Source organism: Variovorax sp. P5_A3, assembly GCF_056400665.1.
In genome coordinates, this window is record NZ_JBFUKW010000002.1 from 589,904 (window position 1) to 603,217 (window position 13,314).

The following is a 13,314-nucleotide window of genomic DNA, read 5'->3' on the forward strand; positions in this document are numbered from 1 at the left end:
CGCATCTGGCGCAGCACGGACTGCAGCCGCATCGCCTGGAGCGGCACCTCGTCTCCAACGCCCCCGATTTCGAGACCCGTCTGCCCTTATTCCGACTTCGACATCGCATATCCCCTTCACGAGGTTACCCCTTCATCCGCGCGACGATGCGTCAGATCTGCCAGCAGGACCGAGCAGTCTTCGAACGACTTGCGGACTCGTGAACCAGGCCTGCGGACTTCCGGTCGGCCTATCCGCCCAGTCGCAGAAGGCACCGAGAAACTATGCGAAGGCAAAGCCTGCCCGCCAGGGCAATCAGATTCAGGTCACGGCCCGGCTGTCGAACGAAGGAACGCGCAGAGAATCCTCGTTTCGCCCCCACCTAGGTCATCGACTTCTGAACACGAGCGATCTCGTTGGGAAGCGCTTGAAAAGCCATGAGCGCTGTCGAGGCTATCGTTGCCTCGTTTGCCAAGCTCGAATGCGCGCAGTTCAAGTCGCGTTCAGGATCGGATAAGGCGGCCGCATTCAAATGTTCGAATGACCACGTGCTTTGCGCGATGCATGCTCCAAGAGCACGGAGGACGAGTCCCACCCCCCGCCGAGCGCCTGATAGAGCGAAATGGATGCGGCGAGCTGATCGCTGCGCGCCTGCACGACAGCGAGTTCAGTAGACAGCAAGCCGCGTTGCGCGTCGAGTTGCTCGAGGAAGGCGGCGTAGCCGGCGCGGTACCGATCGGTCGCGAGCTGAAGCGTCTGGACCGACTCGTTGCGTTGCGCCTCCAGGGATGCCAGCCGCTCGCCCGTTCGCACGGTCGCCGACAGCGCATCCTCGACCTCGGCGAAGGCCGTGATCGTCGCCTTTCGATAGGCGTAGGCCGCTTCGTCTCGACTGGCCGCCGCCGCGCCCTCTTGGGCCTTCAGGCGCCCGAAATCGAGGATCGGCGCGAGCAGGCTTCCGCCGGCGGAGAAGATGCTGATGGGGTTGGTCCGCAGCAGCGTCGAAGTGACCGACCCGAGCGCGATCGAGATCTGGAGGTCCGGCATGAACGCCGCGCGCGCGGCGTCCAGCGTGTGATCGGTTGCGACCAGTTGCTCTTCGTCCTGGACGATGTCTGGCCGGCGTCTCAGCAAGGACGAAGGCAACGCCGTGGGGACGTCGGGAACCGACAGGCTGTCGATGGTCGATTCGCCCCGGCCGATGCTGCTCGGGTTCTCGCCCAGGAGAACGCTCAGTTGGTCTTCGAGGCGCCGGATCGCCTGCTCCGCCGGGGGAATGAGTTGCTCGGTCGCGCGATAGTCGACTTCCGCTTGCGACAGGTCCAACTGCGATGCGTAGCCCACCGAGGCCCTTCGACGAATGATGCGGAGCGTCTCGGTGCGTGCCGACAGCGTGTCGCGAAGGATCTGCAACCTGGCGTCGGCGGCCCGCAGCGCGATGTACGAGCGCGCCGTCGACGCGGCGATCGTCAGGCGCACGTTCGCCGCAGCAGCTTTGGTGGCCAGCAGCCGAGCGGAGGCGGCCCGACTGCTCGCCGCAAGACGCCCGAACAGATCCGCATCGTAGGAAACCGACAGGAAAGTCTCGCTCGCGGTCTGCACCTCCGCGACGCCGTAGGCGGGATTGACATCGCGCTCCCTCAAGCCCGTCACTCCTCCAGTGACATTGGGGAAACGTTGCGCCCGCGAGTATGAAAACAGCGCTTCGGCCTGCGTGATGCGGGTTGCTGCGGTCTGGATGTCCAGGTTGTTCGCCAACGCCTGCTCGACGAGCGCGGCGAGCGTCGGGTCGCCGAAATTTCGCCACCAGTTCGCGTCCACCTCGACCGACGCACCCGACGCCAGGTCCGTGCGCCATGCCGCAGGCGCACTAATCGCCGCATCACCGGGCGGTGCCGGCTTAGGCCCCGCGCAGGCCGTCAACAACCCGACGACGACCACCACCAGCGCTGCACGCAGCCTCGGCCTCAGCATGGCGCATGCGCACACGTTTCCACGCGCGCCTCCACGGACATGCCCGGCCTCAGGGCCTGCGCCTCGGTCGGATCGAAGACGATCCGCACGCCGATGCGTTGCGGGATCTTCACGAAGTTGCCGGTGGCGTTGTCGGGCTTCAGCACCGAGAACTCCGAACCGGCGGCTGGCGAGATCTGTTCGACCCTGCCTGCGAAGCGCCGCCCCGCCAGCGCGTCGACCGTCACGGACGCTGCCTGCCCGGGCTGCATGTGCGCAGTCTGCGTTTCCTTGAAGTTCGCGATGACCCAGCGCTCCGACGGAACGAGCGGCAGCAACTGCGTCCCGTTGGTCACGTACTGGCCGAGGCGCACCGACACTTCGCCGGCCTGTCCTCTTTCCGGCGCGCGCACGATGGTGTTCTGCAAGTTGATTTCCGCTGCGCGCAACTGGGCCTCCGCGACCTCGATCTGCGCCTTCAGTCCTTCCCTGCTGACCTCCACGGTGCGCACGTCCTGCCGCGCGATCTCATGGCCCGCCAAGGCCTGGCTGACCTGCGCGTTGGCTTGGGCGAGCACGGCCGACAACTGGTCCTTTTCCCGAACCGAGACCGAGCCATCCGTGACCAGGTCCTGGACGCGACCGAGATCGGCCTTGGCGCGTTGCTGGAGCGCCCGCGCGCTCACGATCGCGGCGTCCTGCCCGCTCAGCGCAGCGGTCTTTGCCGCATGCGCCTGGTCGAGGTTCGCCAACGCGGCCTTCTGGACCGCGAGTGCAGCGCGCGCCTGGTCGACTTGGGCGCGATAGGGACGGTCGTCGATCCGGACCAGCACCTGCCCGGCTTCGACCTCGGCATAGTCCTTCGTGTCGACGGCCGTCACATAGCCGCTCACCTGGGGTGCGATGATGGTCACGCGGCCGCGCACATAGGCGTTGTCGGTCGACTGCGTCGCATTGCCGAAGGGAACGATATCCCACGCCCTGAGCACGCTGAACGTGGCCGCCACACCGGCCGCGACCACCAGTGCGACCGCACCGAGTCGCTTCTTCGGCAGGGGCCATGCAGGTCGCGGCGACGCGACCGCCGTGCCTGTCGGTGCGCCCCCCGCATTCGATGGTGCCTCGCGATGGGAAGGGACGGATGCGACGTCCTGTGTCTCGCTCATGTGACCTCCAACTTTCTGGGGCGAACCGCGCGGCTCGCGACAACCGAATAAAGAACGTACAGCGCGATGGCGAGCGTGAACAGCGCCACCAGCCTGAAGACGGAGACATAGCCGAGCACGTTCGACGCGGTGCCGAGCGCCCCCCCCAGCCCGGCGCGCGACTGGATCGCGCGCGCCTGCGGATCGACGACGGCTCCGGACAGCGCCGCCGCTCCTCCCGTGATCCGCTGTTCCACTTGAGGATCGCCGCCGATCACGCCGTCGGCGATCAAGGTCGCGTTCGCTCGCGACTCGATCACCTGGTAGCTGCCGAGCGCCGCGGAGCCGATCAGGCCGCCGACGTTCTGCGTGATGCTGAAGAGCACCACGAGGCTCACGAGGAACTCCGGCCCCCGCTTCATGACCTGCAGAATCCCATGTGCCAACGTCGGCCCGATGAACAGGCAGGTCCCGAAGCCGATCAAGGCCTGGCTCAGATACAGTTGCTGGGGCCGGGTGATCTCGCTGGATCCACTGTCGAGCCACGCGCCCGCCGACACTGCAAGTGCGGCGACGATGACCTGAAACGGCACAGCCTTCGCCGACACCGTGAGTGCCCCGGCCACGATGCCCAGCGTCATGCCGACCAGCACGATGCCGAACAGGACGCGCAGCTGGTCGTTGTCCAGGCCGCCCGAGGTGAGGAAACCGACGGACCCATAGGTCTGTTCGGCCAGCGCCAGACGCATCATCAGCGCGACCGCGGCAAAGCGGGCGATTTCGGCACTTCCGATCCAGTCGAGCTTCAACAGCGGGTTCGCTCGCAGCAACTCGACGGACATCGCAACGACGAACAACGGGATCGAGACCGCGAGCCAGACACCGAGGGCAGGCGTATCGGTCCACCACGACAGGCGACCGAGACTCAGCACGCCGCACAACAGGATCATCGCGGGCAGCACCAGCGCGACGGTGAGCAGATCGAGCCTTTCGAATTGCTTGACTCGCACGCTCGGCGGAAGCGGCAGGAGCAGCGTCAGCGCAAGGGTGATCAGCGCGAGCGCCAGTTCCACGCAATGGAGACCCTGCCAGGCGCCGGCCGACAACAGGTCCACCGGGAGCATGCGCGCGATCGGACTGCCCAGTTGCGTCAGCCCGAGACCGATGATCAGCGCGAGCGGGCGCGCCTTGGGCGGCATGACCTGCAGCCAGTAGTACATGCCGTAGGTCGTCATCCCGGCGGTCGCCACGCCGCTGATAGCTCGCACGATCACAGCGGCCGCAAAGCCCTGCACGAAGAACTGCAACGCGGCAGCCACGGCATAGAGAAGGAACAGCGGCGTCATGATCGTCGCAACGCCGAATTGCGCACGCGCCTTCACGAGCAGCAGGTTGGTGCTCGCATTGAACGCGACAAAGATCGCCGGCAACCAGCTCAGCTGGACGAGATAGAGACCGTGCTCTCCCGCGAGGCTGGGAAGGTTCACGGTCACCAGTGCGTTCGCCAGGGTCGCCGTGGCGCCGATCCACGTGCCGATCATCGCGTAGCCGATCCGGCGCAGCGCGGGATGGGGCGGCGCCAATGGCCCGCCAGGAAACGCCGGATGGTCTTCGGGCGCGAAGGCGTAGCCGTCGATCGTGATCGACGTCGCCGCCGATGCCGACGCTAGATTCGCATCGCTGGGTTTCATTGTTGCCACCTTCAGTTGCCTTGAAGTCCATCACCAGCAAGCTCGGGCTGGAGAACCGATCGAAGAGCGGGATGAATGGTGGCGACGCTGCGTGATCGCGAGATGTCCGACAGCCGGGCTGGCGTTACGTCTGAAACCTGGCCGAAGGCAAGACCTGCACGGCTGGGCTCAGCGCTCGAGGCGCTTCAGCCAATCCCTCGCACCTTGCAGCGTCCTGAACTCTTCCAGGCTGCGGGCCGGAATCCCGGGGCAAGCGCTCGCGGCCATTTCGCTGAGCGCCTTTCCGGGTCCGAGTTCGAGAAAGGCGCTGGCCCCGGCCTCGGCGCAAGCCTGCAGGCAATCGCTCCACGCGACCGTCCGAGAGATCTGGGCGGCCAGCTTGTTCATCCCCCGGGCGACGTCGACGACGGGCGATCCGTCGATGCCGCTCAAGAGGCGCACGCCCGCTTCCGGTGCCTGCCGGAACGAGGTCCGGTTCAGCAACGCCCGGAACTTCGCGGTGGCTGCGGTGAGCAAAGGGGTGTGCGAGGCCACCTCGACGGCCAGTCGCACGACGCGGGCGGCACCCAGCCGCTGCGCATCGTCGGCCAGGGCGTCGAGCCCTGATCCGGCGCCGCCGACGACAAAGGCGTCGGCGGGATTGACGATGGCGATCGCCGAAGCGTGCTGTGCGCACAGTCGCTCGATCGTCTCGCGTGGCAGGCCGCGGACGAACAGCAAGCCGTCGCCGGGATGACTGTGCGCGTCCATCGTAGCGGCCCGACCTTCGACGAGATCCAGGACCGCATTCGAATCCAGCCATCCGGCGACGCCCCATGCGGCCACCTCGCCGACGCTGTAGCCCGCGATGACCCGCCGCCCCGGCCATGCGCCGCGCAACGCGGCGTTGGCCGCCATGGCCTGCGTCGCGCACAGGATCTGCCCGACGCGATTGGCGTGAAGCGCTGCGTCGGCCTCGGACCGCACGAGCTCGCGCGGATCGCGGCCACCGAGCAGCGTCGCGGCATGCTCGAACACGCTCGATGCCTCAGGCGCGTCGCCGGTCAGCGCGAACATCCCCGGATGCTGCGGCCCTTGCCCCGAACACAGGATGGCGAGCGGCATGACGGCCATCAGTGCGGATAGAGCACCGCGATCGCCGTCGCCAGCGTCGCGATGCTGAACACGGTGCTGAGGATCACCATCGGCCCCGTCTCGGTCGCGCCGAGGCGATGGCCCAGGCCCAACAGGATGCCGAAGAAGCCGGCGGGCACGGCCGCGAGCAGGATCGCCACCTTCGCGGTTTCCGGAGGAACAGGAAAGAGCAGCACGATCGCGACCACCAGCAGCGGCCGCACGATGTCGCCGGCGACCGTGGCGCCAGCGATCGTCCAGTCCATGCGGAACGCTTGCGCCGACAGGACCAGCCCCGTCAGGAACAGCGCAATGCCGCCGGCGCCTTGCCCGATCAGCCTGAGTGAAGCCGCGGCCACGGGGTCCAGATGCAAGCCCGACATGGACATTGCGATTCCGAGCACCGGCGCGACCACGAGCGGCCTGAGCAGGGCCTGGCGCAGCGTGGGCAGCAGCGGCGGCCGCGAAGCGCCGGCGCTGGAACGCGCCGGGTCGTCGTTGAGCGCGAGCAGCACCAGGGTCAACGGCGTCACGATGATCGATCCGGCCGCCAGTGCGATGGCGACCGGCACGGCACCCGCCGGACCCAGGATGGCCGAGACGAGGGGCAGCGCGACCCCTGCAATGTTCGGGAACGCGATCGTCAGGGCCTGCGTCGCGGACTCGCCCTTCGATGTGCCCGCAACGCGGCTCTGCCAGAAGAACCAGAGCAGGTAGACGAGCAGCATGACCGATCCCTGGATCACGAACAGCCATCCCTGCTGCAGCATCTCGGCGCGGGGGGCGGACGCGATCGCCACGAACGCGGACGCGGGCACGGCGAAGTTCATGACCAGGGAATTCAGCGAAGCGACGTTGCTGTTCTCGATGAATCCGGCCCGGCCGGCCAGGAAGCCGAGACCCATGACGAAGAACACAGGCGCAAGCGCCATCAGGATGACATGCAACATCACAGACCTCTCGTTTCGAAGGCCTGCACGAACAGGCTCATGGCAAGGAGGTCCGCCGATCCGCCCGGACTGAGCCGGCGTGCGACGAACCCACGATGAACATCCAGGGCGCGGGCTCGCCAGTCCGGCCGGCCCACTCCGCCATCGGCGAGGAAGCGGCGCGCCGCGCGCTGCGCGAAGTGCAGTCCTGTGAGGCCGCCACGATGGAGCAGGTTGGTGTCCTCCAGCATCGCGATCAGCGCGAAGCAGGACTGCACGCGAGCGGCTTCAGCGTCGTCCGGTGCTAACCACCTACCCGCGCGCAGGGCCGGCACGCCGACCGCGTACAGGACCGGGAACCCCCGGGCTGCCTCGAGGCTGGCCCCGCCGGCGCCGTGAAGACGACGGACCTCCTGGCCGTGGCTGTCTCTCCGCCCGACGCCGCCCAGGATGTCGCGACCCCAGCGCCGCGCGACGCTCGCTCCGAGCGGAATGGCGGGATCGGACAGACCACCCAACCGCGCACCCGCGGCCGCACAGAGCAAACCGAGTCCGAAGATCGCGCCCCGGTGCGTGTTGACGCCCCTGGTCGCCGCCAGCATGGCTTCCTCGGCCTGCAGGCCGATCGACCGCAGGACGCTCATCCCGGATCCGCGCGCGCCGGCCTGCACGAGGTCATGAAGATGCGGTCGGATCGCTGAAATGCTGCGATGGAACGTCGCGATGTCCATGTCCGAGTGGCTGCCGGAGTCGATGTGGCTGACAAGACCGGGCTTCGGCGCGGTCTCGGCCTCCAGCCGAAGACATTCCGCCGCCAACGCAGCCACTGCCGCGACATCCGGCGCAACGGGCGCCGGGGTCGCACGCGAAGCGATCAGCGGTCGTTCGAAGAGAGCGAGCGCACTCATGACATCACCTCTTCGGCAAAGAAACGGCCGGTGGGCAGCAGCCTCACTTCATCCAGTGTTTTGACCAGCAGGCCGTCCGCGCCCGTGTGAAGCTCCCGCCAGTTGACCGCCGCGCCATCGGTGCGAACCAGTTCGCCGTCGAGGCGCATCGGAGCGAGACGCGCGATCGCATCGAGTTCGGTGCTCAGCCTGTGCGGATCGGTGTCGCGGCGCAGCGGAAAGAGCAGGTCGAGGTCGGAACTCGCCGTCAGGTAATCCATGCCCGTCAGGGCCTGCCACGCCAGGCCGCCGAATACCCTTGCCTGAACACCATGCCGCATCGCCATGTCGATGACCTTGGCCAGTGTGGACTGCCAGTCCGGCGGCGCCGAGCCGCGCGCGTCATTCAACGTCAACGGCGACGCGACAGTGACGATGTCCTCGGGCCGCACCACGATCCGCAGGCGTCGCTTGCCCGCGCTCGGCGGCATCGGCAGTCCCAAGGCGATGCCTGGCATGTCGCCGGGTCCCGGCCGGCGTGCCACCAGCGGCCAGCCTCGGTCGACCCATCCGACGACCCCGTGCACGCTCGCAAGGTCCGGGCGCGCCCTCATTAGAGCTCGCCACGCTGACTCCGACACGAAGACGAGGTCATGGCGGCGCAGGGACGCGTCAGGCGCCTGCCATTGCGAGTGCATGGACACGCTCCGAGATGTCGGCCGCCTTGAGACGGCCCTTGCGGCTCTCGCCGAGCCGGTCGCGCGTGTCGCGCCCCTCCGGCGGCTCATTGAGTACCGCCTGCAGCTGATCGGCCAGCGACGCCTTGTCGTCCCAGATGGCCCGCACGGCGCCGACCTGGGCCATGTTCGTCAGCCCCGGCGCGAACACCGGCGTCGACCGCGCCTTCTCCTCGAGGACTTCGATCGGCAACTTCGTCACCCTGGACATCGACGGCAGATCCATCACCGCGGGTGAGGCGCCCGGGAGCGCCACCAGCGAGCGGGTCGCCATGGCCGTCGCAATGAACGCGCCCGCTGCCGTGTGCCCATACAACAGGCCGACCGTTCGGTGGCCTCGCATGTCGGCATGGATCAGGCACTTCGCAAGGTGGGCCAGGAACTCGTTCAGCCCGAGCAACTCCTCACGCTTGCTCATGCGCTGGCTGTCGCTGTCCAGCAAGACGAGGATGGGTTCTTCGCCGCCGCGCTGCACCACGTCGACGACATGGCGCGACAGGCGAATCGCCTCGTCGACCCCGACCGGTAACTTGCCGTCGATGCCGATCACGGCGACCTGCCCGCCACGTTGCAGCGTGCCCGATCCGCTCAACACGCCGCCATCGACATGGATGTCGTGACCGCGCGGGAAGAGCGAGGGAAGAATCTCATCGAGCGTCATGGCGGGTCTCCCGGATGGTGTTGGCAAGGGCGATGAATGCATGTGCAGGCATCGCGGGCACGGCCTCGGCGTCGGCGTCGGACAATCCAGCCGCCTTCCAGATGTCAAGGGCATCGGCGCATGCGCCGAAGTCGGCGAGCCGCTGCTCGAGCCGATCCTGTTCGGCCTTCAGCACGTCGAGACCGAAGTCGGGCGTACCCGCGATCAGGTCGACCGCGACATCGCGGAATGCGTCAATGGTGTCGTCGGCGTAGGCATCGGCGCCGCCGAGCAGGCGACGGTGCTTGCCTCCCATCGTTCGCCACACCAGGGCGCGATCGCGGGAGTCGAACTCCTCGACGCCCCGATTGGTCTCGATGACTTCCGGGCCCGAGACACTGATGCGGCCCTGCTCGGAAACGGCCAGCGCCGAGCAGCATCCGGCGATCAATCCACCGCCTCCGTAGCACCCGGCTCGCCCACCGATCAGGCCGATCACCTTCACCCCCGCCGTCCGCGCCTCAATCAGGGCACGCATGATCTCCGCAATCGCCGTTTCGCCCGCATTCGCCTCCTGCAGGCGCACGCCGCCGGTGTCAAACAGGATCAGCACCGGGATGGAGCCGAGGTCGCGCGCCGCGCGCAGCAGGCCGGTCAGCTTCGCGCCATGCACCTCGCCGAAGGCGCCGCCCATGAAGCGGCCCTCCTGGGCGGCAACGAAGACCGGTGAGCCGCTGAGCCTGCCGCGCCCGACGACGATGCCGTCATCGAACTGCTCGGGCAGATCGAAGACCTGAAGATGTGGACTGTGTTCGCGTTGCTCCGGACCGATGAACTCCTCGAAGGAGCCGGTGTCGAGCATCGACAGCACGCGCTGTCGCGCGGATGCCTCGTACCAGCTGAGGCCCTGGGGCCGCGCGGTGCGCACGAGAGGACGCGACGCGATCGTTGGTGTGTTCATGGCGCGTCTCCTTCAATGGCGCGGACGGCTTGTGCCAGACGCAGCGCCACTGTGTCGGGACGTGCGCCGCCGTCGTTGACGGACAGCTTCAGCCCGCCGGCGGAGCACCGAGACACGAAGTCGCTGGTGACCGCCTCCCACACTGCGCCGAAGCCGTCGGCTGCGATCTTGATCTCCAGCAGGCATTCGGTGTCGGGCAGCACGCGCTCCACGAGGACTTCCAGGTTGCCGGAGGCGACCACGCCGACGATGGCGAGAGGCCTCGAACCGCTTGCGCGTCGCGCAGCGTTGTAGCGATAGCTCAGGTTTTCCATGATGGCTTCCTTACCAGTTGCGAAACTTGGACGGCGGCGCGTAGAGGCCACCGGACCACTCGACGAGATCCTTGATGGATCGCGCGGCCAGCAGGTTCCTGTCGGCATCGAGCGGATCGATGCCGAGGTCTTCGGGACGCTGAATGACGCCGCGCTCGCGCAAGCGCTGAATCATCTTTGCGTCGCGGCCGCGCCCCACGTCTGTGTAGCCCGCGACGCCACGGATCGCGTGCTCGCGTTCATCCTTGTCCCGGCACAGCAGGAGGTTGGCGATACCCTCCTCGGTGACGATATGGCTCACGTCGTCGGCATAGACCATCACCGGCGCCAGTTCCAGCTTGAGCTTGTCGGCAAGGATCAGCGCGTCGAGTTGCTCCACGAACAGCGGCACGTTCTGGTCGCCGAAGGTCTCGCCGATCTGCACGACGAGTTTCCTGCCCCGACGCAATGCTGCGGGCGTGTCAGGGTCGGCCTGCTGGCCCGCGAGCAACCATGGCTCGCTGGGATGACGACGTCCGCGCGGATCACTTCCCATGTTCGGCGCACCCCCGAATCCGGCAATGCGCGACTCGGTGACCGTCGAGGAGTGCCCCTGCAGGTCGATCTGAAGCGTCGAGCCGATGAACATGTCGCAGGCGTAAAGGCCCGCCGTCTGGCAGTAGGCGCGGTTCGAGCGAAGGGAACCGTCGGAGCCTGTGAAATAGATGTCCGAACGAGCCCGGATGTACTCGTCCATCCCGACCTCGGAGCCGAACGAGTGGATCTGCTCGACCCAGCCCGACTCGATGGCGGGGATCAGGGTCGGATGCGGATTCAGCGCCCAATGGGTCGCCACCTTGCCCTTCAGCCCGAGGCGTTCGCCGAAGGTCGGCAGCAGCAACTCGATCGCGGCGGTGCTGAAGCCGATGCCGTGATTCAGCCGCTTGACGCCATAGGGCGCGTAGATGCCCTTGAGTGCGAGCATCGCAGTGAGGATCTGGCCCTCGGTGATGGCAGCGGGATCGCGCGTGAAGAGCGGCTCCACGTAGAAGGGCTTGTCCGCTTTGACGACGAAGTTGACGCGATCGCCGGGAATGTCGACGCGCGGCAGGTGCTCGACGATCTCGCTCACCTGTGCGATGACGATGCCGTCCTTGAAGGCGGTGGCTTCGACCACCGTAGGTGTGTCTTCGGTGTTGGGTCCGGTGTAGAGATTGCCGTAGCGGTCTGCGCTGACCGCCGCGATCAGCGCGACGTGCGGCGTCAGATCGACAAAGTACCGGGCGAACAGCTCGAGGTACGTGTGGACTGCGCCGAGTTCTATCTTGCCCCCGAACAGCATTCGGGCAATGCGGGCCGCCTGCGGCCCGGAGTAGGAATAGTCGAGCCGCTTGGCGATGCCGCTGTCGAACACATCGAGGTGCTCGGGCAGGACGACGCCGGACTGGACCATGTGAAGGTCGTGGACCTTCCCGACGTTCACCGCAGCAAGTGCCCGGGCCAGGAGGTCGGCCTGCTTCTGGTTGTCGCCTTCCAGGCAGACCCGGTCGCCGGGACGGATCACTGCTTCCAGCAAGGCGGTCGCCTTGCGGGCTTCGACGACCTTGCCGTCGGCGAAAGCGGACCCAGCGCGAACTCGCGCCGCTCGCGCTTCGCGTCCGGTTCGGAAGGCGGGACCGACATCGCCGGCAGGACCTGCCGGCGGCTTCGTCGCCTCCGACTCATCTAAGGGTTGTTGCATTGCGTGAATCTCCAAGTGGACGTGACACGACCGCCGTTGCGGTCTCCGAAGTCACGGGTCCACTGTCACGGGTCGAGATTTCCGATTCACGACATCCACGACGAGCCAAATTGCAGATGAAACGATGAATAACCCTTCGTCCTGGAAACGCCTGTTTGCGTAAACGCTTGACGGGGACTCAACCCATTCCAGGGCCACGCTTCAACTCCTGGCGATAAACACCAGGAGGGGCCATAAGTCGGTCGTGAGGGATTCGTTCGGCTGGGGCGGGCCACCGAATAGCAGCAGACATCGCGGGCTTCTGCGAAAAGGGCAGGAGCGATTCCAATCAGGCATTCGCGGTGCCGTCGGGGTTCTCGATCCTCAAACACGGGCAGAACGTCCCTTCATCGACCAAGCCAAGCTCGGCGATCGTCGCTGGAGGCGATCAAAAGCTATTCGGTGTTCGAGTCGCACCCGAGTCGTGCACTGAGGCATCGAGACACTGACGGTGTCCTTCAGCGCGAGGGACCGTCATCCGCATCAAGCTGCCTGCTCGATGCGTCGAGCCGGTCGATGCGCCGGCCAAGTTCACCGACCTGCCGCCGGAGCGTCGCGATGCTGGAGCGCAGGTCGTCGAACTGTTGAGCGTTGATCTTCGATTGCCGCTCCAGCGCGGATAGCAGCAGTTCGGTGATGTCGGGCATGGCTTTTCTCCCTGCCTTCGATCAGCGACCTGTTTCGAACAGGAACCAGGCGCGTCGCTCGGTCTCGTCGATCCAGACCTCCAGCACGCTGGCCGTGGCGACATCGCCGTTCGCGTCGCACAGCGCGTGGGTCGCGCGCATGAAGTCGACCAGCCGCAGGTTGTCTTGCCGCAACTCGGCCAGCATGTCCTCCGGCGTGACGAAGGGCGCATCGTTGTCCGAGAGACGCTGGTGGCGCGAGATGTCGCCGATCGAACGCAGCGTGGTGCCGCCGAGCTTGCGGGCGCGTTCGGCGATCGGGTCGGTCATCGCGAAGATCTGGTCCGACTGTTCGTCGAGCATTAGGTGGAAGTCGCGAAAGTGCGGGCCGGACATGTGCCAGTGGAAGTTCTTCGTCTTCAGGTATAGCGCGAAGTGTCCGCCAGCAGGGCCGAAAGGGCAGCGGTGATGTCGCGCCGGGTATCGGCGCCGAGGGCCGTCGGGGTGCGCATGGGGGCTTCTCGGCGGGCGAGGGTGGATTCGAGTGTGTGAGTCATGGAACGGGCCTTGTGGTGTGCAT

General features: G+C 66.7%; 12 protein-coding genes and 1 pseudogene. All 13 read right to left on the reverse strand.

Going from position 1 to position 13,314, the window contains the following annotated elements:
* Positions 1-507 precede the first annotated feature (507 nt).
* Positions 508-1,953 carry an efflux transporter outer membrane subunit gene (locus AC1D3B_RS04935; protein ID WP_478189538.1) on the reverse strand — a complete coding sequence of 482 codons (1,446 nt, stop codon included), beginning with the start codon at positions 1,951-1,953 and terminating at the stop codon, positions 508-510.
* Complete coding sequence (locus tag AC1D3B_RS04940) at positions 1,947-3,098, reverse strand: HlyD family secretion protein (protein ID WP_478189539.1); 1,152 nt, start codon at positions 3,096-3,098, stop codon at positions 1,947-1,949. The genes AC1D3B_RS04935 and AC1D3B_RS04940 overlap by 7 nt, the downstream gene beginning before the upstream one ends.
* Positions 3,095-4,768: an MFS transporter gene (locus tag AC1D3B_RS04945; protein WP_478189540.1), complete on the reverse strand. Its 1,674-nt coding sequence runs from the start codon at positions 4,766-4,768 to the stop codon at positions 3,095-3,097. The genes AC1D3B_RS04940 and AC1D3B_RS04945 overlap by 4 nt, the downstream gene beginning before the upstream one ends.
* Positions 4,769-4,936: 168 nt before the next feature.
* Positions 4,937-5,872 carry an acyltransferase domain-containing protein gene (locus tag AC1D3B_RS04950; RefSeq protein ID WP_478189541.1) on the reverse strand — a complete coding sequence of 312 codons (936 nt, stop codon included), beginning with the start codon at positions 5,870-5,872 and terminating at the stop codon, positions 4,937-4,939.
* A gap of 8 nt (positions 5,873-5,880) precedes the next feature.
* Positions 5,881-6,831 carry an AEC family transporter gene (locus tag AC1D3B_RS04955; protein WP_478189542.1) on the reverse strand — a complete coding sequence of 317 codons (951 nt, stop codon included), beginning with the start codon at positions 6,829-6,831 and terminating at the stop codon, positions 5,881-5,883.
* Positions 6,831-7,718, reverse strand: coding sequence for a triphosphoribosyl-dephospho-CoA synthase MdcB (gene mdcB, locus AC1D3B_RS04960; protein ID WP_478189543.1), 888 nt, complete (start codon positions 7,716-7,718; stop codon positions 6,831-6,833). The genes AC1D3B_RS04955 and mdcB overlap by 1 nt, the downstream gene beginning before the upstream one ends.
* Positions 7,715-8,485 (reverse strand): malonate decarboxylase holo-[acyl-carrier-protein] synthase, encoded by a 771-nt coding sequence (gene mdcG / locus AC1D3B_RS04965; protein WP_478189544.1) that lies wholly within the window; start codon positions 8,483-8,485, stop codon positions 7,715-7,717. Before mdcG ends, mdcB begins: the two co-directional genes overlap by 4 nt.
* Positions 8,370-9,095 carry a biotin-independent malonate decarboxylase subunit gamma gene (gene mdcE, locus AC1D3B_RS04970; protein WP_478189545.1) on the reverse strand — a complete coding sequence of 242 codons (726 nt, stop codon included), beginning with the start codon at positions 9,093-9,095 and terminating at the stop codon, positions 8,370-8,372. Before mdcE ends, mdcG begins: the two co-directional genes overlap by 116 nt.
* Positions 9,082-10,035 carry a biotin-independent malonate decarboxylase subunit beta gene (locus AC1D3B_RS04975; protein WP_478189546.1) on the reverse strand — a complete coding sequence of 318 codons (954 nt, stop codon included), beginning with the start codon at positions 10,033-10,035 and terminating at the stop codon, positions 9,082-9,084. Before AC1D3B_RS04975 ends, mdcE begins: the two co-directional genes overlap by 14 nt.
* On the reverse strand, positions 10,032-10,349 hold the full coding sequence (gene mdcC / locus AC1D3B_RS04980) for a malonate decarboxylase acyl carrier protein (RefSeq protein ID WP_478189547.1): 318 nt from the start codon (positions 10,347-10,349) through the stop codon (positions 10,032-10,034). The genes AC1D3B_RS04975 and mdcC overlap by 4 nt, the downstream gene beginning before the upstream one ends.
* A gap of 10 nt (positions 10,350-10,359) precedes the next feature.
* Positions 10,360-12,069: a malonate decarboxylase subunit alpha gene (mdcA, locus tag AC1D3B_RS04985; protein WP_478189548.1), complete on the reverse strand. Its 1,710-nt coding sequence runs from the start codon at positions 12,067-12,069 to the stop codon at positions 10,360-10,362.
* 497 nt (positions 12,070-12,566) lie between these two features.
* A complete protein-coding gene (locus tag AC1D3B_RS04990; RefSeq protein WP_478189549.1) occupies positions 12,567-12,755 on the reverse strand; it encodes a hypothetical protein in 189 nt (62 codons plus the stop codon).
* Between the two features lie 21 nt (positions 12,756-12,776).
* Positions 12,777-13,291 (reverse strand): annotated as a pseudogene (locus AC1D3B_RS04995) (Dps family protein).
* Positions 13,292-13,314: the final 23 nt, after the last annotated feature.